This is a genomic window from Streptomyces sp. bgisy027 (genome assembly GCF_057710365.1).
The window spans coordinates 228,734-251,255 of sequence record NZ_JBYIVZ010000008.1 but is presented as its reverse complement, the minus strand read 5'-3'; the positions used below and the strand labels follow the sequence as shown (position 1 = coordinate 251,255).

21 protein-coding genes are annotated in these 22,522 nt (G+C 71.6%); 9 read left to right on the top strand and 12 right to left on the bottom strand.

Annotation, left to right across the window (positions count from 1 at the left end):
* The first annotated feature begins 16 nt into the window (after positions 1–16).
* The 4 genes from redH to AC3ETA_RS11485 all read left to right on the top strand — a co-directional run bounded on the left by redH (position 17) and on the right by AC3ETA_RS11485 (position 5,729).
* Positions 17–2,728, top strand: coding sequence for an undecylprodigiosin ligase RedH (gene redH, locus AC3ETA_RS11500; RefSeq protein WP_432192735.1), 2,712 nt, complete (start codon positions 17–19; stop codon positions 2,726–2,728).
* Positions 2,729–2,801: 73 nt separating this feature from the next.
* Positions 2,802–3,971: a Rieske 2Fe-2S domain-containing protein gene (locus AC3ETA_RS11495; RefSeq protein WP_432192734.1), complete on the top strand. Its 1,170-nt coding sequence runs from the start codon at positions 2,802–2,804 to the stop codon at positions 3,969–3,971.
* Between the two features lie 33 nt (positions 3,972–4,004).
* Positions 4,005–4,685, top strand: a complete 681-nt coding sequence (locus AC3ETA_RS11490) for a DUF1295 domain-containing protein (protein WP_432192733.1) — start codon at positions 4,005–4,007, stop codon at positions 4,683–4,685.
* Between the two features lie 210 nt (positions 4,686–4,895).
* Entirely contained in the window at positions 4,896–5,729 is an 834-nt protein-coding gene (locus AC3ETA_RS11485) for a lysophospholipid acyltransferase family protein (protein WP_432192746.1), read from the top strand.
* Here AC3ETA_RS11485 and AC3ETA_RS11480 read toward each other — a convergent pair.
* From AC3ETA_RS11480 to AC3ETA_RS11460, 5 genes are all read right to left on the bottom strand, one after another.
* Positions 5,721–6,227: a nitroreductase family deazaflavin-dependent oxidoreductase gene (locus AC3ETA_RS11480; RefSeq protein ID WP_432192732.1), complete on the bottom strand. Its 507-nt coding sequence runs from the start codon at positions 6,225–6,227 to the stop codon at positions 5,721–5,723. The two genes, AC3ETA_RS11485 and AC3ETA_RS11480, sit on opposite strands and share 9 nt — an antisense overlap.
* 2 nt (positions 6,228–6,229) lie before the next feature.
* On the bottom strand, positions 6,230–7,093 hold the full coding sequence (locus tag AC3ETA_RS11475) for a hypothetical protein (RefSeq protein ID WP_432192731.1): 864 nt from the start codon (positions 7,091–7,093) through the stop codon (positions 6,230–6,232).
* Positions 7,080–7,739: an ABC transporter ATP-binding protein gene (locus tag AC3ETA_RS11470; protein ID WP_432192730.1), complete on the bottom strand. Its 660-nt coding sequence runs from the start codon at positions 7,737–7,739 to the stop codon at positions 7,080–7,082. Before AC3ETA_RS11470 ends, AC3ETA_RS11475 begins: the two co-directional genes overlap by 14 nt.
* A 9-nt stretch (positions 7,740–7,748) precedes the next feature.
* Positions 7,749–8,393 carry a TetR/AcrR family transcriptional regulator gene (locus AC3ETA_RS11465; RefSeq protein WP_432192729.1) on the bottom strand — a complete coding sequence of 215 codons (645 nt, stop codon included), beginning with the start codon at positions 8,391–8,393 and terminating at the stop codon, positions 7,749–7,751.
* 88 nt (positions 8,394–8,481) lie between these two features.
* Entirely contained in the window at positions 8,482–9,300 is an 819-nt protein-coding gene (locus tag AC3ETA_RS11460; protein ID WP_432192728.1) for a rhomboid family intramembrane serine protease, read from the bottom strand.
* 134 nt (positions 9,301–9,434) lie between these two features.
* On the opposite strand from AC3ETA_RS11460, the gene AC3ETA_RS11455 reads away from it, so the two are divergent.
* Complete coding sequence (locus AC3ETA_RS11455) at positions 9,435–9,779, top strand: hypothetical protein (protein WP_176575121.1); 345 nt, start codon at positions 9,435–9,437, stop codon at positions 9,777–9,779.
* Between the two features lie 119 nt (positions 9,780–9,898).
* On the opposite strand, the gene AC3ETA_RS11450 is transcribed toward AC3ETA_RS11455, so the two are convergent.
* A complete protein-coding gene (locus AC3ETA_RS11450; RefSeq protein WP_432192727.1) occupies positions 9,899–11,308 on the bottom strand; it encodes an FAD-dependent oxidoreductase in 1,410 nt (469 codons plus the stop codon).
* A gap of 27 nt (positions 11,309–11,335) precedes the next feature.
* Positions 11,336–12,343, bottom strand: coding sequence for a DUF4349 domain-containing protein (locus tag AC3ETA_RS11445; protein WP_432192726.1), 1,008 nt, complete (start codon positions 12,341–12,343; stop codon positions 11,336–11,338).
* A 206-nt stretch (positions 12,344–12,549) separates the two neighbouring features.
* On the opposite strand from AC3ETA_RS11445, the gene hemG reads away from it, so the two are divergent.
* A complete protein-coding gene (hemG, locus tag AC3ETA_RS11440; RefSeq protein ID WP_432192725.1) occupies positions 12,550–14,085 on the top strand; it encodes a protoporphyrinogen oxidase in 1,536 nt (511 codons plus the stop codon).
* A 4-nt stretch (positions 14,086–14,089) separates the two neighbouring features.
* Positions 14,090–14,821: a hydrogen peroxide-dependent heme synthase gene (gene hemQ / locus AC3ETA_RS11435; RefSeq protein ID WP_432192724.1), complete on the top strand. Its 732-nt coding sequence runs from the start codon at positions 14,090–14,092 to the stop codon at positions 14,819–14,821.
* Positions 14,822–14,890: 69 nt separating this feature from the next.
* On the opposite strand, the gene AC3ETA_RS11430 is transcribed toward hemQ, so the two are convergent.
* The 5 genes from AC3ETA_RS11430 to AC3ETA_RS11410 form a co-directional block, all read right to left on the bottom strand.
* Complete coding sequence (locus AC3ETA_RS11430) at positions 14,891–16,537, bottom strand: alpha/beta hydrolase (RefSeq protein ID WP_432192723.1); 1,647 nt, start codon at positions 16,535–16,537, stop codon at positions 14,891–14,893.
* Between the two features lie 123 nt (positions 16,538–16,660).
* Positions 16,661–17,458, bottom strand: coding sequence for a TIGR04222 domain-containing membrane protein (locus tag AC3ETA_RS11425; protein ID WP_432192722.1), 798 nt, complete (start codon positions 17,456–17,458; stop codon positions 16,661–16,663).
* 101 nt (positions 17,459–17,559) lie between these two features.
* Positions 17,560–18,357, bottom strand: coding sequence for a DUF4142 domain-containing protein (locus AC3ETA_RS11420; RefSeq protein WP_432192721.1), 798 nt, complete (start codon positions 18,355–18,357; stop codon positions 17,560–17,562).
* A gap of 272 nt (positions 18,358–18,629) precedes the next feature.
* Positions 18,630–19,946, bottom strand: coding sequence for an MbnB/TglH/ChrH family RiPP precursor modification enzyme (locus tag AC3ETA_RS11415; protein WP_432192720.1), 1,317 nt, complete (start codon positions 19,944–19,946; stop codon positions 18,630–18,632).
* Between the two features lie 151 nt (positions 19,947–20,097).
* Entirely contained in the window at positions 20,098–20,829 is a 732-nt protein-coding gene (locus tag AC3ETA_RS11410; RefSeq protein WP_432192719.1) for an aminoacyl-tRNA hydrolase, read from the bottom strand.
* A 108-nt stretch (positions 20,830–20,937) separates the two neighbouring features.
* Here AC3ETA_RS11410 and AC3ETA_RS11405 point away from each other — a divergent pair, with 108 nt between their 5' ends.
* Together AC3ETA_RS11405 and AC3ETA_RS11400 are read left to right on the top strand one after the other, a co-directional pair.
* Positions 20,938–21,810, top strand: coding sequence for an ABC transporter ATP-binding protein (locus AC3ETA_RS11405; RefSeq protein ID WP_432192718.1), 873 nt, complete (start codon positions 20,938–20,940; stop codon positions 21,808–21,810).
* Entirely contained in the window at positions 21,807–22,478 is a 672-nt protein-coding gene (locus AC3ETA_RS11400; RefSeq protein ID WP_432192717.1) for an ABC transporter, read from the top strand. The genes AC3ETA_RS11405 and AC3ETA_RS11400 overlap by 4 nt, the downstream gene beginning before the upstream one ends.
* The last annotated feature ends 44 nt before the right edge of the window (positions 22,479–22,522 follow it).

Genomic DNA, 22,522 nt, shown 5'->3' with positions numbered 1-22,522 from the left:
GCCAGGAGAAATATTCATGGAAACCCGAACCGACAGCACCCCGGCCCCGGCCGCGCAGGCGCCGCACGCGGACCTGGTGATCACCCTCGGTCACACCGGTGCCACCGTCGAGACCGCCGGGGGCAAGGCCACCAGGCTCGGCGAGATGATCGAAGCCGGCCTTCCGGTCCCGCCCGCCTTCTGTCTGAGCACCGGCCTGTTCGACCTCTTCCTGCGCGAGACCGGTCTGGCGGCCGAGGTCCGCGCAGCCGAGGCACGCGGCGCGGACAGCCGGACCATCCGTGAACTGATCGTCGAGCGGGAGATACCCGAGTCCGTCGCCCGGACCGTCCTGGCCGCCTACGAGGAGCTGGGGCGGCCGCGGGTCGCCGTCCGGTCGTCCGCCTGCCGGGAGGACTCCGCCGACCGGTCCTTCGCCGGGCAGCACGACACCGTTCTGGACGTCTCGGGTGACCAGGCGCTGCTGAGGGCGGTCAAGACCTGCTGGGCCTCGCTCTGGTCCGACCGCGCCGCGGCCTACCGGGACAGCGGCTCCGCGGGTTCGATCGCCGTGGTCGTACAGGAGATGATCCATGCCGACGTCAGCGGTGTGCTGTTCACCGTCGATCCGGTCGGCGCACAGCCCAACCGGATCGTCGTGGAGGCCTGTTGCGGTCTGGGGGAGGGCCTGGTGTCCGGGCGGGTCTCCAGCGACTTCTTCGCCGTCGACGACCGCACGCTGGAGTTGGTCGAGGAGCGCGTCCGCTACAAGGTGACCAAGTGCGCCTCCGTGACCCCCGGCACCATCGGCATGACCAAGGTCGATGCCGCCGACCGCGACACCCCCTGCCTCACCCGCGAGCAGCTCACGGCGCTCGCCCGGCTCGCCCTCGATGTCCGGGCCCGCTACGGCACCGAGCAGGACATCGAGTGGGCCCTGCGGGACGGCACGCTGTACCTGCTGCAGACCAGGCCGATCACCACCCGGCCCCGGGAGAACGCGACCGAGGAGAAGCGCAGCCCCTACGTCGCACCGCAGCCGGACGCGGCGCGGCAGGGCACGCTCTGGTCCAGGATGGACATCGGTGAGATCTTCGTCGGCCTGATGTCACCGCTGGGCCTGAGCTTCGCCCGCTACTACCAGCGGCACGTGCACCGCGACTGCGCCGCCGCTCTCGGCGTCCGCGACACCGGTGACGTCGACCTGCACATGGGTTACCTCCAGGGCCATGTCTATCTGAACATCTCCTACACCGCCTATCTGCTGGGCCAGTGCCTGCCCACCCGCGACCAGCGCCACTTCACCAGCCGCTTCGTCAGCGAGGAGGCAGACCTCTCCACCTACGAGAACCCCTTCGGCACGTTCCCCGGCGGCATCGACGACCTCCTGTCCACGCTGCACTGGGTGCAGTCGACGGCCACCGAGATGCTGACCATGAGGCACCGCGCCGAGGAGATGGTCGCCACCCGGCTCTACGAGTTCGACCGCGCACGGCGACTGGACCTCGCCCGGATGAGCCGCCGCGAGCTCAACGCCGAGCTCATCCGCTACCTCGACTTCTTCCACGACGCACACGTGGGCTACATGCCCTACTACATCAACGCGTTCGGCTTCTACGGAGTCCTGACGGAGCTGTGCCGGAAGTGGCTCGGGGCCGAAGGCGACAACCTGCAGAACCGCCTCAAGACCGACATGTCCAGCCTGCGGACCGTGGCGTCCGCCCAGGAGATCTGGAAGGTGGCCCGGGCCGCCAGGGCCCGGCCGCGGGTCATGAAGATCATCGACGAGGCGCCGCTGGAACAGATCGGGCAGCGGCTGCGCGACGACGAGGAGGGCCACGCGTTCTGGAATGCCGAGATGGAACCGTTCCTGCGGGCCAACGGCACCCGCGGCCGACAGGAGATGGAACTCACCCATCCGCGCTGGATCGACGACCCCTCGTACATCTTCCAGATGATCCGCCGCTACGCCGCCGACGGTCTCTCCGCCGACGACCTCATGGGGCGCAGCCGGGCCCGGGCGGAGGGCGACGCCCGGGCGGCGCTGGAGAAGCTGCCGATGCCCCAGCGCAAGACGCTGGAGACGGTCATCGCGATGTACTCCCTGTGCAGCGAGCTGCGCGAGACCACGCGCATGTCGATGATCACGTCGATCTGGCTGGTCCGGAACGTGGTGTACGAGGTCGGGCGCAGGCTGCACACGGAGGGCGTCCTGCACTCCCTGGACGAGGTCGCCCACCTCGACTTCGAGGACGTCCGGACCTACCTGGCCGGTACGGGCACGGCCCGCGAGGCGTTCCCCCGCGCGGAGCTGGAGAAGCGTCGGCGCGCGCACGACTACCACAACCGGCTGCCCGAGCCGCCCCTGACGTTCGTCGGAGAGTACGACCCGACCCGGTCGGTGCGGCCCGCGGCCGACGGGACGCGCCTTGCGGGACTGGGCTCCAGTCCGGGGCGGATCGTCGGACGGGCCCGCATCGTGGAGGACCTGGTCTGGCAGGCGGACGAGTTCCAGCCGGGGGAGATCTTGGTCACCCGTTACACGGACGCCTCCTGGACGCCGCTCTTCGCCATCGCCGGCGGTGTGGTCACCGATATCGGATCGATGCTCTCCCACAGCTCGATCGTGTCGCGGGAGTTCAACGTGCCGTCGGTGGTCAACACCAAGTACGCCACGCAGCGCATCAACACGGGCGACATGGTCATGGTCGACGGCGACACCGGTGTCGTCGAGGTCGTCGAAGGCTGAGCCGGTGCCGCCCATCCGCCAGTACACCGCGCCCGGTTCAGCACGGTGCGGGTGACGAGAGGAAGACAGCCGGATGATCCCCAACCAGTGGTACCCGATCCTGCAGACCGGTGACATCAAGCGCGACAAACCGACCGGGGTGCGCCGGATGGGCGAGGAACTCGTCCTGTGGCGCGACCTCGACGGCAACCTCGTGTGCCAGACGGCGCGCTGTCCCCACAAAGGCGCCAACATCGCCGACGGCCGGCTCAAGGGCAACACCGTCGAGTGCCCCTACCACGGCTTCCGCTTCAGCGCCGAGGGCACCTGCAAGGTGGTGCCCGCCCTCGGCGCCGGGGCGCGCATACCCGCCTCGCTCAAGTTGCGGACCTACCCGGTGCGTGAAGAGCACGGCCTGGTCTGGCTGTGGTGGGGAGAGCAGCGGGAGGAACTTCCGGCGATCGAACTGCCGACCGAACTCGTCAGCAATCCCAGGCCGTACGAGACCATTTCGTGGACCCGGCCCATCCACTACACGCGCTACGTCGAGAGCCTGCTCGAGTTCTACCACGTGACCTTCGTGCACCGGGATCACTGGACGAACAACATCGACTACACCTTCATGTACGGCACCGCGCGCAACCTGTGGATGGACGGCCGCGACCGCTACCTCGCCGCCAACACCATCGTGAATCACAAGGTCGAGGTCGACGGGACCACCATCCGCTCCACCTTCGACCAGTGCGAGGAGGCCAACCCGGAGAACAGCTCCCACTTCAACCTCATCTACCAGGCACCGGGACTGACGCACGTGAAGACCGGGCTCCTGGAGATCACCACCTGGCTCACCCCCATCGACGACGAGAACACCCTGGCGATCATGCGGCTGTACGAGTACCCGAGGCTGCGGACCATGGTGCCGGTCAAGCAGCTGCGGCCGTGGGTGCTGCGAGCATCGCTGCTCATGGAAAGGCTCGTCCAGGACCCGCAGGACGTGGGCATCATGCTCCGTCAGGAGCCCAGGGTGAGCGAACGCGGTGTGAACAAGCTCATCGCGGTCGACGAGATGAACGCCAAGTTCCTCCAGCTGCGCGACCGCCTCAAGGCGGAGGCCGCGGCCCACTCGAACGCCCCGGTCAGCGAGCCGGGCGACCCCCAGGCCGCGGCCGGCGGCAACGGTTCCAAGGCAACGAACGGCGCCCGCGGAAGGCGCACCGCCGAACCGGGCAGCCGCAGCGGCAAGCTGGCCAAGGCCCGGTCGTAGGACCCCCACCCCAACAGAAAGCGAGCGTGAGAGATGTACGGCGGGTACGACACGTCGACCGGTCCGAAGACCCTGGTGACCACGTGCAACACCGCGGCCGTGGTGCTGGCCGCCTGGTTCCTCTTCGGTGGCACGGACACCGTGGCCGACTGGTTCGGCGCTGACTTCGACCACGCCGAGCTGCTCCGTCGCGGACTCCTTCTCGCCCTGTCGGCGATCTACCTGCTCCGGTTCATCGCCACGACCTTCGTCATGCTCAAACGCAGCATGGAGTGGTCCGAGGCCGCGACCGTGGGCGTCTGGGTCGTCATCATCCACGGCACCATGGCCTACCTGGGCGGCACCAACGCCGCCTCCGTGGGAGCACTCGCCTGGCTCGGCGTCGTGCTCTACCTCGTCGGGTCGTACCTCAACACCGGCTCGGAGTACCAGCGCAAGCTGTGGAAGCAGGTGCCGGAGCACAAGGGAAAGCTGTACACGGAGGGCTTGTTCAAGTACTCCATGCACATCAACTACTTCGGTGACGTCGTGCTCTTCACCGGCTTCGCGCTGGTGACGGGCAGTCCGTGGGCCTTCGTCATCCCGGCGATCATGGCGTGCATGTTCGCCTTCGTGAACATCCCCATGCTCGACAAGTACCTGGCCGAGCGATACGGCGACGCCTTCCAGGAGTACTCCGAGAAGACCGCCAAGCTGGTGCCGTTCGTCTACTGAGAGCGCCGGCGGCGCGGTTCCCCGGAGACGGGGGACCGCGCCGCGTGCGCAGCCTTCGCGCTCACGGCGGAACACGCCACCGGCTGTCCGTGACACGCACATCGCAAGCGGGAGGAGAGGCGTATGGACGAGGCAGGCCCAAGAGAGGGTCAGTCTCCGCAGGACCGGGTGAGCCCACGGGAGTTGTTCCTGGAGACGGTCGCCCAGGGCATGCTCGCCCTGGCCCGGGGGCGCGACCTCCTCGACCGCTGTCTCACCGACGAGCAGAGCGTGGACGACTTCGGCTACGATCCCGAACTCACCGACGACGTCCTGCTGGCGCCTCTCCGGCAGCTGTACGGCAAGTACTTCCGCGTCGATGTGGAGGGCCTGGACAACGTACCGGACAAGGGCGGCGCCCTCATCGTGGCCAACCACTCCGGAACCCTGCCGCTGGACGCGCTCATGCTGCAGATCGCCCTGCGCGACCATCATCGCGCGCACCGGGCACTGCGGCTGCTCGCCGCCGACCTGGTCTTCCAGCTGCCGGTACTGCGAACGCTGGCCCGCAGGGCCGGTCACACCGTCGCCTGCATGGACGGCGCACTGCGGCTGTTGGAGCGCGGCGAACTGGTCGGCGTCATGCCCGAGGGCTACAAGGGGCTGGGCAAGCCGTTCGCCGAGAGGTACCGGCTGCGCCGCTTCGGCCGGGGCGGCTTCGCGGCCGTCGCGCTGCGCACCGGGAGCCCCCTCGTGCCCTGCTCCATCGTGGGTGCCGAGGAGATCTACCCGATGATCGCGGACGCCCGCCCGCTGGCCCGGCGCCTCGGCCTCCCCTACTTCCCGATCACGCCCGCGTTCCCCCTGCTCGGCCCGTTGGGCGCCCTCCCCCTGCCGACCAAGTGGACGATCCGGTTCGGCGAACCGGTCCGGACCGACCACTACTCCCCGCAGACGCTGGAGGATCCGATGTTCGTCCACAAGCTCTCGGACGAGGTCCGCGACACCATCCAGGAAACGCTGACCGAGATGGTGCGCGAACGAGGTTCGCTCTGGTCAGGGTGAGGAAGGCACAGGCGTGCCCTTGAGCCGTACGAACGGGGTCGCCTCTCCGATGCGCCGGTAGGCGGCCTCGCCGCCGTCCGTGGGAAAACCCATGAGTGAGGACAGGCGGCGGGCGGCGCGTGGGTGCCGACGGGCGTAGTCGGCCATGACGTCGGCGCCTTCCTCCGGCGACAGGAAGTGAGCCGTGACGCGGAAGCGTCGTCTGCCGAACTGGATGACAGCCTCCGGCCGATGGCGCAGGTTCTGGTACCAGTCGGACTTCGGGCCGAAGCCCGAGGCGACAATCCAGGTGTCCGTCTGCCGGTCGTAGGACACCACCTCCAGTACAACCTGGCGTCGGCGGCCGGACTTGCGACCGGTGTGGTGCAGCAGCAGGAAGCGCTTGCCGAGCAGGGGCCCCAGCCCGGCACGGTACAGGCGGATGGGGAGCCGGAACGCCAGACGCCTCCATCCGGTGGGAGGTTGAGGGCGCTGGGGCGTGCTCTGGTGCGGCGTCATGGTCACCTTCCTGGCGGAGAGTTGTGCGTGGGCTTGAGGTCTGGGGCGGTGCCGCGCGCGGAGTACCGCCCGGCGGGGCGGTTGCGGCTGCGGGTCCTGATGCGGAAGATCACCAGACCCACGGCGCTGAACGAGGCGGCCCACACCAGTCCGAGGGCGAGGTGGCCCCACAGCGCGGACCGGCCGAATGAGCCGCCGGCCGCGAACTGCATGGGGCCGAAGGACGGGAACCACTGCAGGACGGGCTTGTTGGCGAGCGGGTTGCCCAGCGGGTTCTGCAGGAAGGTGTCCATCAGCCCGCCCATGATGATGAGGAAGAAGCCCTCCAGATCGCGCTTGACCAGCACGCCGAGGAGCAGGCCGAGGGCTCCGTAGGTGAGGGCGATGACGGTGTACCCGGCGAGCACGGCGAACCAGCCGCCCACCGCCGGCCGCCAGAACAAGAGGATCGCGAGCGCGGTGTAGAGGGCGATCGCGGCGGCGACCACGGCGATGGCCAGGGTCTTGGCGCCCAGCAGGGTGGACTGCCGGTAGCCGGCGAAGACGAGCCGCCGGTCGAAGGCGAGGGCTTTGCGGACGGCGTCGAAGACGACGAACCCGGCGATCATCGTGACGGAGTTGAGGCCCGCCGAGATCAGGGTGAGGTGGCCGCCGTCGACATGCAGGATCCGGCCGGTCGCGTACAGCTTGAACTCCAGTACCTCGCCGGAGGCCAGGGCGTCCATGAGCAGGTACCAGACGGGCACGAACAGGACGAGCAGCAGTCCGGCGAGCCGGTTGCGGGTCTGGTCGAGCACCGAGAAGCGCAGCGCGGTGGGGAACTGCCCGTACAGGGCTCGCAGTCCGGTCGTGTCAGGCGCCGACATGGTGGTCCTCCTCGGCCGTGGTGCGGGGCGTGACGCGGCCGTCGGCGAGATCGGCGAGCAGGTCGAAGCGGTTCTGTTCGAACACGAGATGGGTGATGATCACGACGGCCTTGCCGCGGGTGCGCAGGTCCTCGACCAGGGTCCAGAAGCGCAGGTAGGTCTCCCAGTCGAAGCCCTGGTAGGGCTCGTCCAGGAGCAGGACGTCCGGGTCGTGCAGGAGGGAGAGGGTGAGGTTCAGCTTCTGCCGGGTGCCGCCGGAGAGCTCCTCTACGGCGGTCTGTGCGTAGCGCTCGTAGCCGAGGAGGCTCACGAGTTCGTGGCCGCGGCGCAGGTCGGGCAGCCGGTGGGCGGCGGCGAAGTAGCGCAGATGCTGCTCGACGGTCAGGGCGGCGTTGAGCACGGGGTTCTGCGGACAGTAGCCGAGCGTCCCGGACAGGGACACCTCGCCGCGGTCCACGGGGAGGGTGCCCGCCAGAATCCTGAGCAGGGTGGACTTTCCGGCGCCGTTCTCCCCGACGACGGCGACGAGTTGCCCGGAGCTGACGGTGAGGTCGGCGCCGCGCAGGACGTGGTGTTTTCCGTAGGACTTGTGGACGTCGTTGGCCTGGAGCACCGGTGAGGGTGCGCTTGTGGATCCGGCCGGCATGGAGGTTTCCTAGCCCTTCTCGAATGCGTCTCCTTGCGGTGATGCGTTCAGCCCGCCCGCGTAGATGCTGAGCATCTCGGGCGCCCAGCGGGCGACGCCGTCGGCCGACAGGGGGTCGGTGCCCAGGACTTCGGCGAGCCGGTCGCGCAGGAGGAAGACGGCCAGGTCGTTGGCGAGCAGGAAGGCCGCGCGGACTGCCGGCTCCCGGCCGGGTGCGGCCAGGCCGGCTGCCGCCAGGCGGTTCAGCGCGGCTTGACCGAGGTCGAACAGGCGCTGGAAGAGCTGCCTGCCGACGTCGGTGTCGGACAGCAGCAGCCGGCGCAGGTAGCCGGGCAGCGGGGAACCGGCGGGGAGGTGGCGGGTGAACGCCTCGCTGAGGGAACTCGCTCCGGTACCGGGGTCGAGGAGCTGAGCCCCGCCCTCGTCGGTCAGTTCGCGCAGCATCGCCTCGAACACGGCCAGGACATGCCTGTCGACCTCCTGGCGCAGACCGTCCTTCGAACCGAAGTGATGCACCACGAGTCCCGCCGACACGCCCGCGGCCTCGGCGATCTGGCGAACCGTCACCGATTCCGGTCCACGGGCGGCGAACAGCCGCAGCGCCTCGTCGCGGATCACCGCCCGAGTGGTCCGGTCATCCAGGGTTGAACGCATGTACAACATGCTAAACACTCGTTCAATGCCGTGTCCAGGGGGCACCGAGTTGCGTCGGCCGGGGTCCGGCCGGGTTTCTTCGCGGTTCTCACCAGCCCGGCCGGGCCCGTCTGCCGAACAGCAGACCCCGCGGCTCCGGCGGCGGCGGTGTCCCCGGCTTGAGCGGCCAGGCGAGCAGCATGCCCGCGAGGAAGCCGACGATGTGGGCCGCGTACGCCACCGTGCCCGCCTCGGAGACGGCCTCGCCGGACGAGTACACGGCCTGGAGCACGAACCAGAACCCGAGCACCAGCCAGGCGGGCAGCCGCAGCGGCAGGAAGATCAGGAACGGCACCAGGACCCACACCCTGGCTCTCGGGTACAGCACGAGATAGGCGCCCAGGACACCCGCGACGGCCCCGGAGGCGCCGATCAGCGGATCGGCCGAGTCGGCGTTGAGGTACGCGAAGCCGTAGCCAGCCGCGTAGCCGCAGACGACGTAGAAAAGGAAGTACCGCACGTGACCCATGCGGTCCTCGATGTTGTTGCCGAAGATCAGCAGGAAGAGCATGTTGCCCAGCAGGTGCAGCCAGCTGCCGTGCAGGAACATCGCGGTGAAGACCGACAGGGCGGGGGACTTGTCGTAGCCCGGCGGGCCGATCACACAGCCGGGACCGTTCGGGCCCGCGGCCACCTCGCCGGTGGGGACGACGCCGGGCAGCTGATCGTGGATCAACTCCCGCGGCACGGCCGCGTAGTGGTCCAGGAACGCGTGCAGCCGGCACATCTGGGCCAGGCTGCTCTCACCGGACACGGAGCCGGCTATGCCGGGCGTGGACAGGAAGACGAGGACGTTCGCGGCGATCAGCGCGTATGTCACCCAAGGGGTGCGGCGCACCGGGTTCACGTCATGGACGGGGATGACCACGACTGGTATCTGCCCGGGATCCGTGCGGCGAATCGGTGTACGGGGTGAACGGGGCCGTGGCCGCTTGCGTATGAACCGGCAACCGCCCGCGGCACGGGGAAGGCGGGTCGCGGGGTCTACGTGAGGAACAGGCGATGAACGACCGAGTTACTCCTCCGATTCACGCGCTGCCCGACGGGGAGGCCGAGATCGCGGTGGTGGTGCGGCTGCCGTGGGAAGACGTGGCGCGGCTGGGTCAGGAGGCCGGCCGGCTCGCGTCGCAGATGCAGCGGCCGGTGACGCTGGACGAGGCCGTGAGCCACCGGCTGCGGTCGGCCCGGCCCGCCGCGGCGCATGCGAAGCCGGCCGGGGAGCAGCCCGCTGCCGCCGCCGCTGCCGCGATGCCGCCGAGTGTGAGTGCGTCGGTTTCCTCGTTGCCGTCCCGGCCGCCGGCCGAGCAGGCCCGGCAGGCCATCGAGAGGATCAACGGGTCCGCCTAGTCGCCCGGGGGCGCGGGTCGTTCGGCGGGTGCGGGTCCGTCGTGGCCGGTCGCGCCCACGCGGCGGAGCCGCAAATCGATACAGCCCCGCGCCCCTTGGGGGGTTGGTGGCGCGGTCTGTCATGAAGGTCTGGCGTTCACTGCCTTCGCTGCCTTTCTGGCCGCTACCAGAACCGGGTCCCAGACCGGGGAGAACGGAGGTGCATAGCCGAGGTCCAGGGCCGTCATCTGTTCCACCGTCATGCCGGCCGTCAGGGCGACCGCCGCGATGTCGACCCTCTTGCCCGCGCCCTCGCGGCCCACGATCTGTACGCCCAGCAGGCGTCCCGTGCGGCGTTCGGCGATCATCTTGACCGTCATGAAGGAGGCACCCGGGAAGTATCCGGCGCGGCTCGTGGACTCGATCGTGGCCGTCACGTACTGCAGGCCCGCCCTGCGCGCGTCCTTCTCGCGCAGGCCCGTGCGGGCGATCTCCAGGTCGCAGACCTTGCTGACGGCCGTGCCGACCACACCGGGGAACGTGGCGTAGCCGCCCGCCGCGTTCGTGCCGATGATCTGGCCGTGCTTGTTGGCGTGGGTGCCGAGGGGGACGTGGCGTTCCCGGCCGGAGACCAGGTCGAGGACCTCGACGCAGTCGCCGCCCGCCCAGATGTTCTCGTGGCCGCGGACCCGCATGGCGAGGTCGGTCAGCAGGCCGCCGTGGTCGCCCAGGGGGAGGCCCGCGGCCCGTGCGAGGGCGGTCTCCGGGCGGACTCCGATGCCGAGGACGACGACGTCCGCGGGGTACTCGGCGTCCTCGGTGGCGACCGCGCGGACGGCGCCGTCGTCGCCGGTGAGGATCTTGGTGACCGCGGCGTCGTCGACCATGGTGATGCCGAGGCCCTCCATCGCCTCGTGCACCAGGCGCCCCATGTCCGGGTCGAGGGTGGACATGGGCTCGCTGCCGCGGTTGACGACCGTGACCTCGTAGCCGCGGTTGATGAGGGCCTCGGCCATCTCGACGCCGATGTAGCCGGCGCCGACCACCACCGCGCGACGGCCACGCGTGCGTGCCAGGCGGTCGATCAGGGCCTGGCCGTCGTCGAGGGTCTGCACGCCGTGCACACCGGGGGCGTCGGCGCCCGGCATGTCGGGGCGGATGGGACGGGCACCGGTCGCGATCACGAGCTTGTCGTACGACGTCCAGGACTCGGCGCCGGAATCGACGTCACGCGCGCGTACCCGGCCGCCGGCCACGTCGATCTCCACGACCTCCGTGCGCATGCGCAGGTCGATGTCCCGCGCCCGGTGCTCCTCGGCCGTACGGGCGATCAGTCGGTCCCGTTCGGGCACCTCGCCGCCCACCCAGTACGGGATGCCGCACGCCGAGAAGGAGGTGAAGTGCCCGCGCTCGAAGGCCACGATCTCCAGCTCCTCGGCGCTCCTCAGGCGGCGCGCCTGCGACGCCGCGGACATCCCCGCGGCGTCGCCGCCGATCACCACCAGCCGCTCCCGCTCGCCCGGCACACCCCTCGCAGCGCTCATGTTCATGCGAACACGCTACGGGGGCAGGGAATTTCAGTCCTGTCCGCCGCTCTGCTCGTCGCCCGCGTGCGTGGGGCGCGGAGCGGGACGGGCCGCCGGCAGCGGGCCCGGCACGGGGCTCGCGGGCACGGTCGCCGGGCGGCGCGGCAGCCGGGGGCGCAGGACCTTCAGCCACAGCAGGAGGAGCAGCGCCGCCACCGCCGCGAACGGCAGCAGCGCGCCGAACGCCACCGCGATCCAGCGCAGCATCGTCACGAACGCGTTCCAGCCACCCGCGAGCGCGTCCAGGAAGCCCGGGTCGTCGTCCTTCGCGGCCTTCTTCACCGGCGTCTCGGAGAGGGTCAGCGAGATCGTCGCGAGGCTCGTGCGGTCCTTCAGCGACGCCTGCTGGGCCAGCAGCGACTCCAGGTCGGCCTGCCGGCGGCTCAGCTCGCCCTCCAGCGTCACCACGTCGCTGAGCTTGGTCGCCTGGTCCATCAGCTCACGGATCCGGGCCACGCTGGCCTGCTGCGACTTGACGCGGCTCTCCACGTCCACGACCTGGTCGGTGACGTCCTGCGCCTTGGCGCTGCGCTCGATCAGCTTGCCCGCGCCCTCCAGGTCCGCGAGGACCTCGGCGTACTTGTCGACGGGCACGCGCAGCACGACCCGGGTGTGCTCGTGGCCCTCCTCGTCGCGGGTGGTGGTCTCGTTGCCGACGTAGCCGCCCGCGTTCTCGGCGGTCGCACGGGCCTCGTCGAGGGCCTTCGGCACCTCCTTGACCTGCACGGTCAGCGAGGCGGTGCGGATGATGTGGCTCGCGGTGACCTTGGCAGGCGCGGTGGCCCGGCCGGCGTCGGAGCCGGCGCCGGGCGCGCCCTCCTTGGCGCCTGCGTCGGAATTCGCGCCTGCGTCGGAGTCCGCCCGGGCGGCCTCGCCGGCGGCGGCCTTGCTGTCGCCGCCCGAGTCGTTCGCGGCGCTGCAGCCGGTGAGCGCGAGGGCGGTGGCCAGCAGGAGGCCGGCCAGGGCATGAACAGGTCGTGCGGAACGTCGTGTGCGCATGTGGGCGTACCCCCGAGGGTCGTCGTGACGACTGACGCTCCTTCGACGCGGGGACCCCTCGGAACGTTGGCCGGAAACGGTCCCGATGCGGTCACGGTCGGGACTCGGGGCGGGCACACGCGGCGGACGACCCGGGGCCGGGCGGCGGCGCGACGGGGCCGTACGGCCCTGGCAGTCGTGTCAGTGGCGTTTGAGAGAGTGGGATCATGCGCGAGCACAGCGAGGACACACGCACGGGCGACGACCCCGTACGGCCCGGTCATGTCGTGGTCGTCGGCGGCGGGATCGCCGGACTGGCAGCCGCCCACCGGCTGCTGGACCGCGGCAGACGCGTGACCGTCCTGGAGGCCTCGGACCGGGTCGGCGGCAAGCTGCTGCCCGGCGAGATCGCGGGCGTGCGCGTGGACCTCGGCGCCGAGTCGATGCTGGCCCGCCGCCCCGAGGCGATCGCCCTCGCGCGGGAGGCGGGCCTCGCCGAGCGGCTTCAGCCGCCGGCCAGTGCGAGCGCAGCGATCTGGACCCGTGGCGCCCTGCGCCCCATGCCCAAGGGGCATGTGATGGGCATCCCCGGCACCGCCGGCGCCCTCGCCGGAGTCCTGTCCGACGAAGGGCTCGCCCGTATCGAGCGCGACGCCGACCTGCCGCGCACCGAGGTCGGCGACGACGTGGCGGTCGGCGCGTACGTGGCGGCACGCCTGGGCCGCGAGGTCGTCGACCGCCTCGTCGAACCGCTGCTGGGCGGTGTCTACGCCGGCGACGCGTACCGCATCTCGCTGCGCTCCGCGGTCCCGCAGCTCTACCAGGCCGCACTGACCCACGACTCGCTCACCGAGGCGGTCCGCGAGATCCAGGCCAAGGCCGCGGCGAACCAGCAGACCGGGCCGGTGTTCATGGGGATCGAGGGCGGCGTGGGCCGGCTCCCGCTCGCCGTCGCGGAGTCGGTGCGTGCGCGGGGCGGCGAGATCGTGACCGGGGCGCCGGTGACCGAGCTGCGCCGCGAGGCGTCCGGCGGCTGGCGCGTGGTCGCCGGTGACCGGGTGCTGCGAGCCGACGCGGTCGTCGTCGCCGTGCCCGCCCTGGCCGCCGCCGCCCTGCTGCGCGCCGAGGTGCCCGGGGCCGCCGCCGAGCTGGAGGGCGTCGAGTACGCCTCCATGGCCCTGATCACCCTCGCCTACCGCCGCGCCGACGCCGGGCTCCCGGCGGGCAGCGGCTTCCTCGTGCCGCCGGTCGACGGGCGCACCATCAAGGCGTCGACGTTCGCCTCCCAGAAGTGGGGCTGGATCGCCGACGAGGACCCGGACACGATCGTCCTGCGCACGTCGGTCGGGCGGTACGGCGAGACGGAGATCCTGGGCCGCGAGGACGCCGATCTCGTCGATGTCTCGCGCCGGGACCTGAAGGAGGCCACCGGCCTCGACGCCACCCCGCTTCAGACCCGTGTGACCCGCTGGACCGACGGCCTGCCGCAGTACCCGGTCGGCCACCACGCGCGCGTGGCCCGCGTCCGCGAGCACGTCGCCCGGGTGCCGGGCCTCGCGGTGTGCGGCGCGCAGTACGACGGCGTGGGCATCCCGGCGTGCATCGCGAGCGCGTACGCCGCCGTGGACCGGCTCGACGGCGATCTGGAATCAAAAGGTGCAGCGCGAAGCGCTTCGGCCGAGGGCGGTGGTGCGCGACGGGCGGGCGTGCAGGAGCTCACCGCCGACCCGGTGCAGAGTCTGCACGGCGGAGCGGGAGAATAGGGGCATGAGTGACGACGCCTCCACCACCGAGTCCGGCAGGATCCCGAACAAGGGCAAGCTGGCCAAGGACCTCAACGAGGTCATCCGCTACACCCTCTGGTCGGTCTTCAAGCTGAAGGACGTGCTCCCCGAGGACCGCGCGGGCTACGCCGACGAGGTCCAGGAGCTGTTCGACCAGCTCGCCGCCAAGGACGTGACGATCCGCGGCACCTACGACGTGTCCGGCCTGCGCGCCGACGCCGACGTCATGATCTGGTGGCACGCGGAGACCAGCGACCAGCTCCAGGACGCGTACAACCTCTTCCGCCGCACCAGGCTGGGCCGCGCGCTCGAACCGGTCTGGTCGAACATGGCGCTGCACCGCCCCGCCGAGTTCAACCGCTCGCACATCCCGGCGTTCCTCGCCGACGAGACGCCGCGCAACTACGTCAGCGTCTACCCCTTCGTGCGCTCCTACGACTGGTACCTGCTGCCCGACGAGGACCGCCGCCGCATGCTCGCCGACCACGGCAAGATGGCCCGTGGCTACCCGGACGTCCGCGCCAACACGGTCGCCTCGTTCTCGCTGGGCGACTACGAGTGGATCCTCGCCTTCGAGGCCGACGAGCTCTACCGCATCGTCGACCTCATGCGTCACCTGCGCGCCTCCGAGGCCCGGATGCACGTCCGTGAGGAAGTGCCGTTCTACACCGGCCGCCGCAAGTCCGTGGCCGAACTGGTCGCCGGACTCGCCTAGCCGGTGGCACGGCGAAGCCCCGCACCCCGTCGCTTGGGGTGCGGGGCTTCGCCGCGTGAGCCTTGCCGGCTACGGACGGGCCGCGGTCTCGCGGTGGTCCTTGTGCTGAGCGGCGGGCTTCTTCGCCTTGCGCTCGCCCGCCCGCTCCGGCTTCGGCTCCGGGTGCCCCTCGCACGAGGCGTGCCGCGCCGGCAGACGGCCCTCCAGCAGATACGCGTCGATGTGGCCGTTGACGCAGGCGTTCGGGCCGTACGCGATGCCGTGCGTCCCGGCGTCCCGCTCGGTCACCAGGACCGAGCCCGCGAGCCGCCGGTGCATCTCCAGCGCCCCGTCGTACGGGGTCGCGGCATCCCGCTCGGCGGCCAGGATCAGCGTCGGAGGCAGCTCACCGGGACCGGTCCGCACGTCGACCGGCTGCTGCCGGGGGGCCTTCCAGAAGGCGCACGGCAGGTTCATCCACGCGTTGTCCCAGGTCTCGAACGGCGCCACACGCGCGAGCCGGGTGTTGTCCCGGTCCCAGGTCGCCCAGTCCGTCGGCCAGGGCGCGTCGTTGCACTCCACGGCGGTGTAGACCGCGTTCGTGTTCTCCTCCTCGGCCGCCGCCTCCGGCACCGGCGAGGCCAGCTCCACCAGCGGCTTCGCGTCGCCCTTCAGATACGCCGACAGGGCCTGCGCCCGAGAGGGCCAGTAGTCGTCGTAGTAGCCGGCCTGGAGGAACGCCTCCTGCAGCTGCCCCGGCCCGATCTTCCCCCCGGCCGGCCGCGTCGCGAGCCGGGTGCGCACCTTCTCGTAGTTGGCCAGCACCGCGTCGGCGGTGATGCCGAGCCCGTACACGTCGTCGTGCTCGGCGACCCACTCCCGGAAGTCCGCCCAGCGGCCCTCGAACGCGGCCGACTGCGCGAGGTTGTTGTGGTACCAGATCTGCTTCGGGTCCGGGTTCACCGCGGAGTCGAACACCATCCGCCGCACGTGCTGGGGGAAGAGGTGCGCGTACAGCGCGCCGAAGTAGGTGCCGTACGAGGCGCCGATGAACGTCAGCTTCTCCTCGCCCAACGCGGCGCGCAGGACGTCCAGATCACGGGCGTTGTTGAGCGAGTTGTAGTGCTGCAGGGCGCTGCCGGCGCGCTGGGCGCAGCCGCGCGCGTACGCCTTCGCCCGGGCGACGCGTTCCTTCTTGTACGCCTCCGAGGGGAACGTCGGCGCCTGCGAGGGCACCTTGAAGTACTGCTTGGGGTCCTGGCAGGACAGCGGCGCCGAGGGTCCCACGCCGCGCGGGGCGTAGCCGACCAGGTCGTACGCGGCCGCGAGCCGCTTCCACGCCGGGACGACCCCGATCAGCGGGAACTGGATGCCGGAGGCGCCGGGTCCGCCCGGGTTGTAGACCAGGGCGCCCTTGCCCGGCACCCGGCGCTTGCTGTTGTGCGGGTCCTTGTGCGTGGCCTGCGCACGGCTGACCAGCAGCCGGATCTGCTTGCCGTCGGGGTGTGCGTAGTCCAGCGGGACGGGCACCGTGCCGCACCGCACGGTGCCGGGCAGGCCCTGCTCCTTGGGGCAGCGCCCGAAGGTGATGCCGGCGGCCTCGGCGCGTGCGGCGGCCACCGTCGTGCCGTGCCGCTCGTCCGCTCTGGGAGCCGCCCCGGCGCCTGCGGCCGGGGCCAGGGAGAGAGCGGACAGGAGCATGGCCCCCGCGGCCGAGTAGAGGGCGGCAGCTCGCATGGCGTTTCCCTTCGGTGCACGGCAGCAACAAAAGGGATATTTGGTTCGTCTGTTGATGAAGGCAAGCACCGCCTCGCCGAAGTCGCCGCAATGCCCCCTATGCGTTATCGACTTACGGCGCCGTCAGTCGCGCCGGTGCATCGCCTCGTGGTGCTGCTCGCGGTGCGCGAAGGCGGCGCGCAGGTCCGGCTCCCCGATCGCGCGCACGCCCCGCACGGCCACGGACGTGAGGTAAGTACGGTCGCCGCCGCCCCCGGAGTGCCGCACCAGCGCACTGAGCAGCCGCTGCCCGGCCGGGGAGGCCCAACGCGCGTACGGCTGGATCTCGATGCGGGCGACGGTCAGACAGCTCAGGGTGAGCACGAACGGCAGCGCGAACCACAGCGCGACCAGGTGTGCCGGCATGTCCGACTGGGCGGGCGCCAGCAGGGCGATCGCGCCGAGCGCCGCCACGACCGCGGCGGCGAGCCGCACCTGACGGATCGCGGCGCCTATGTCGTCACGCGCTCCGGCGGGCACGGCGAGCCCTGCGCTGACCAGCCGGTCGCCGAGGCTGCCCACCGCGTCGGCGGCGGCCGCGGCGTCCCGCACCGGCTCGATCAGGGACTGGCCCTCGGGCCCGATGGCCCCTATCACCGAGCGTTCCATCTCGTCCCGGCCGCGCGGATCGACGACGGTCGCCCAGCCCGTGCGCGCGAGCAGCAGCCGCCGCTGGCGCGCCATGGAGACCAGCGTCAGATCGGCGACCCTGCGGGGGCCGCCGGACAGGAACGCGGCCTCGTACAGCGTCAGATCGTGGTCCCGGGCCGCGGTCGCCTCTTTCGTTTCCATGGCCGCGGCGTGCACGGCGGCCAGGCACAGCCGCGTGCACGCCGTGCCGGCGACGGCCCAGGCCAGCAGCAGAAGAAGCACCCAGAACATGCCGCGTTTCTATGCCAAGGCTCTGTGCGGCGCCATGCCTTGTTCACCATGCGGACAGAGAGTTGCCGGGATGTGACGTTCCGGATCGGCCGGGCGAGGCGTCAGGAGTCCCCGGAGCCGCCTTCCGGGCGCGGGCTGCTGGCGGCCGACGGCAGGGTGTACCCCGGCGACGGGGGCGGCGTCATCGGGACGGCCGGAGCGGGATCGGACGTCGGGCCCGGCGGGGCGGGGGACGGGGTCAGCGGCGGGGTGCTGTCGGCGACCATGTCCCGTGCCAGGGCCTCGTAGTCGACGTAGCCGGTGGCCTCCAGGACCGTGATGTGGTCCAGGACGGTGGTGTTGGCGTCGTCGGCGAGCTTGCGCACGAGAGAGTTGCGCGTACCGGCCCGGACCTGGGCGACGACGGAGAACACCTTGCCGTGCGCCAGCCGCAGGATGTTCGCGAACCGGCTGTCGTACTCCACGCCCTGGGCGGCGTTCAGGGTCGCCAGCCACTCCTGCTGCTGCTCGCTCGGCTCGTTGGGCAGCTGGAGGCTCAGCTCGGCCGCGACGTCGCGCACCCGCTCGTCCAGGAAAGCGTGCCCCTCGACGAGATGTTCACCGGCGGTCCGTACGGCCGGGGCGGTGCCCTTCTGCAGGGCCTGCCGGCCGGCGGGCAGTTCCCACAGCCCGGCGAGGCGGACCTTCGTGATGAAGTCGCGGTCGAGGGCGGACAGCGGCCCGTAGCCGGTCGAGACGCTGTCGGCGTTCAGCACGTCGAGGCCGGTCCCGGAGCGGTCGGCGTACGACCAGATCGGGAAGATCATCGCCAGTAGCGTCACCATCAGGCCCGTGATGATGATCCCGGTGCCGCTGAAGATGCCTCGGCCGTTGATCGGGGGTCGCTTGCGGGATCGCATGGTGCCTCCTGTTGCGGCACCGCACGTTAGTGCGCTTCGGGGATGAGGTTGGCATATTACTTCGGCGCCCACGCCAACTTCCGTACAGGAGCGAATGCTTGCAAGCGGGGTGCTTACGGGCGAAAAGGGAGTAGTGGCGAGGGTTTTATGGGGCCATACGCGGACCAAGCGGGCGCGCGGAGTATGGCGCGGGCCCCGGTGTTGACCCCGGCACACTCGCCGGCCGCGACCGTGTCCACCGGCGAGCGGGATTCGGCATGGTCCGCCCCCGCTCACCGACGCAGCAGCACCCGGCGCGTGGCCCGGGCCAGCCGTACCCCCGGACGCCGGGAGCGCGGCGCGGGCCCCGACCGCTCCAGCCACCACTCCCGCAACTCGGCCCGCACCCCCGCGTCCTCGCAGCGGCCGCCGGTCAGCAGATACCCGGCGAAGTCCAGTGCGTCGCGCCGGTAGCCGCCGGTCATCGGGTGCCCGTGCGCGTATCCGAGGAAGTCCCGCCGGTACCCGTCGCCGAGGATCACCGGCAGCTCCGGCGCGACCTTCGCCACGACGTCCGCCCGCTTCCCGGCGAGCGCCCGCGCCTGCACACCGAGCCGCACCCGGTCGAACCCCTCCGGCACGGGCGTCCCGGCGACCAGCGCGGAGAGCAGCGCGGCCTGTGCCAGCCCGAGCCGCTGCCGGACGGGCTCAGGGGCCTCCTGGACCGGGGCCGCCTCTCGTGAGCTCCCGGTCGCCGGGGTCCCGCTCTGAGCGGTCCGCTCGGCGGCACCCTTCTTCAAGGCCCCTCGGATCGCTCCCAACTCCCGCTCCAGCTCGGCCGGTTCGGGGAAGTTCTCGTCGCGCTCCAGCAGCACCCCCGGCGGGGACACCCGGGAGGCGAGGTCGGTGAGGACGTCGAGGACCGGCTGGGGGACGGGGTGCGCGTGGCTGTCGTGCCAGACACCGTCGCGCTCGAAGCCGCCCGCGACATGGACGTACGCGATGGCCTCCAGCGGCAGCTCGGCGAGCGCCCTGGCCGGGTCCTCGCCCCGGTTGACGTGGTTGGTGTGCAGGTTGGCCACGTCGATGAGCAGCCGTACGCCGGTGCGGTCGGCGAGCTCGTACAGGAACTGCCCCTCGGTCATCTCCTCGCCCGGCCAGGAGATCAGCGCGGCGATGTTCTCCACGGCGAGCGGCACCGGCAGCGCGTCCTGCGCGATCCGGACGTTCTCGCACAGCACGTCGAGGGCGTCCCGGGTGCGCGGCACCGGCAGCAGGTGCCCGGCTTCCAGCATCGGGGAGGCGGTCAGCGCGCCGCCCGCCCGTACGAACGCGATGTGCTCGGTGACCAGCGGCGACCCCAGCGCCTCCACCCGTTCGGCGAGCGCGGCCAGCCGCCCTGCGCCCGGCCGCTCGGCGCCGCCGAGGCCCAGCGAGACACCGTGCGGGATCACGGTGACGCCGCGCTCCCGCAGCCGTACCAGGGACTCCGGCAGATGGCCGGGGCAGACGTTCTCGGCGACGGTCTCGACCCAGTCGATGCCCGGCATGCGTTCCACGGCGTCCGCGATCTCCGGACGCCATCCGATTCCCGTACCCAGTCGCTCCATCGTCCCCTCCTCGGCCTGCTCCGTGTCGGATGTGACGGGGGTATGGCCCCTGAGCAGGGAGCCGAACCCCTCGGGGGCCACCTTCAGAGCAACATTTGAGGTTGGGACCGCGCCCCGCCACGGGCTGGTACGGGCGGGACGGCCGGGATGTTCAACCGCGCGGAGTGCGCCGCAGCGCCGGGTGGTCGGCTACGACCGTGCACGAGCCGGGCGCGATCTCCGTGAACCCCGCGTCCCGCACCAACGGCAGCGCACCGCTCGTCAGATCGCCCCAGCGCGCCGGGTCCGCGGTCCGTACCTCCAGCGGGAACCCCGCGTCACGCCAGGTGGCCCGCTCCTCGTCCGACAGCTCCCACCAGGCGAGCTGGGCCGCGTGCCCCGTCTGCGCCATCGCCTTGCCGGCCGACATGTCGAGCTCGGGGTTCAGCCAGAGCACCGGCGCCGAGGGGTCGGCGTCGACGGGCGGCTCAGGATCGTCGAGGTCGGTTCCGGAGACCTGGAGCTTCGCCAGCTCCTTGGGCCAGCCGTCCAGCGGCACCGGCGGGAACACCCGCACCTCGGCCGACTTCCCGGTGACGGTGATCCCCGGCAGCCCTTCCGCCCGTCGCCACTCGGCCCCGCGGGCCCGCCGCACGACCTTGCGGATGCGTGCGTCCTGCCAGTCATGGATCGCCCGGGCCCATTCGCCCTCGCCGAGCGACCGCTCGTCACTGAGGATCGTCAGCACGGCGCGGGCGGAGGTCTCCAGGGCGTCGGTGCGGGCGGGCGGGGCGTCCCGCTCGATCCGTACGACCAGCGGGAGCACGAACTGGGGTGCGGCGTCGCGCGCATCGGGTTCGGACCGGAAGGGGCTGTCGCCGCCGGACGTCGGATCATGGCTCACGTCTGCCAACCTTAAAGGGCGCGGGGCCGTGTCGATTCTGCGGCTCCGCCGCGTGCGCGCGATCAGCTCCCGCTCGGCGGCAGCCGCGCGTACGAGAAGATGCCCCCCATGCAACGCGATCTTCGTCTGGACAACGTGGGCCGCCGTTACGGCCTGCGCGGCCCATGGGTCTTACGCGCCGTCCACCTCACCGTGCTGCCCGGCACCCTCATCCGTATAGAAGGCCCCAACGGCACCGGCAAGTCCACCCTCCTGCGGCTCCTCGCGGGCATGGACGCCCCGACCGAGGGCCGTATCACCGGCCGTCCCCGGACCGCGTACGTCCCCGAGCGCTTCCCCACCGCACTCCCCTTCACCGCCCTCGGCTACCTCACCCACCTCGGCAAGGTCCACGGCCTGTCCCACCTCGCGGCCAAGCGCGCCGCGGGCGACTGGCTCGACCGCCTCGGCGCCGCCCCCTACGCCCGTACCCCCATGGCCCAGTTGTCGAAGGGCAGCAGCCAGAAGGTCGCCGTCGCGCAGGCCCTGCTCGCCGAACCCGAGCTGCTCGTGCTGGACGAGGCCTGGACCGGCCTCGACACCGACGCCCGCGCGGAGCTGGAGCGGGCCGTCGCCGAACGGACCGCGGGCGGCACCGCCGTGGTCTTCGTGGACCACGACCCGCGCCGCCTGGCGGGGGCGCCCGACGCGACGTACACCGTGCGGGACGCGGGGCTGGAGCTCCGCGGGGAACCGGCGTCAGCCGAGCCCGAGGGCCCGCGCGTGATCGTCGTCGTCCAGGGACCGAAAGGCGGGCAGCCTCCCGCCGGCGCGATCCGCACGGCCGCCTCGGCCGAGGAGCTCACCCCCGGCACCCACCGACTCACCGTGCCCGCGTCCCACTCCGACCTCCTTCTGCGCGCCCTGCTCACCGCCCGGCCGCCCTGGCACGTGGTGAGCGTGGCCCCGCAGCCGAACCCCGACCACGAGAGCCGCAGATGACCGCCCTGCTCGGATACCAGGCCGCCCTGCTCGCCCGCTCGCAGCGCTGGCTGCCGCCGCTCATCCTGTACGTCGCGTTCCTCGGCATCGGCGTGCAGAGCGGCCGGCCGATCCTCGATTCGCTCGGCTACACGGCCGCGGCGCTGCTGCCCGTCGCCGCCTGGCTGGTGCGGATCTGCGTCACCAACGAACCGCCCGCCGCCCGCAGTTGTGTCTCCGCGGCGGTCGGCCCCGGGCGGGCGCACCTCGCCGCGCTGCTGGTGGCACTGGCCACCGCCGTGGCCCTGGGGGTGGTCGCGACCGTCGCCGTGACCCTGATCAGCCACTCGGCCGGCGCGGACAGCCGGACGCATCTGTCACGCCTCGCGGCGGGCGCGGCCGGACTGCTCGCCATGCTGGCCTGCGCCCTGCTGGGTACGGCCGTCGGCGCCCTCACCACCTGGCCGGTGCTGCGCTCGACCGGCCGCGCGGTGCCGGCGATGCTGCTCGCGGCCCTGCTGTCCGTCGTGGCGACCGGTTCCCCGGCACAGGCGGCGGTCAGCGGCCTGGTCACGGGCTCCCGCTCGGGCACGGTCCCGATGCCGGTACTGCCGCTGGCGGCCGCGGCCGGGCTCACGGCGGCGGCGATCGCGGCGGCCTGCGCGCTCACGTCCCGCAGATCACCCTGAGCACGCGGTGCGCTGCGCCTCCTGCCTCCCCCAAGTTCACGACT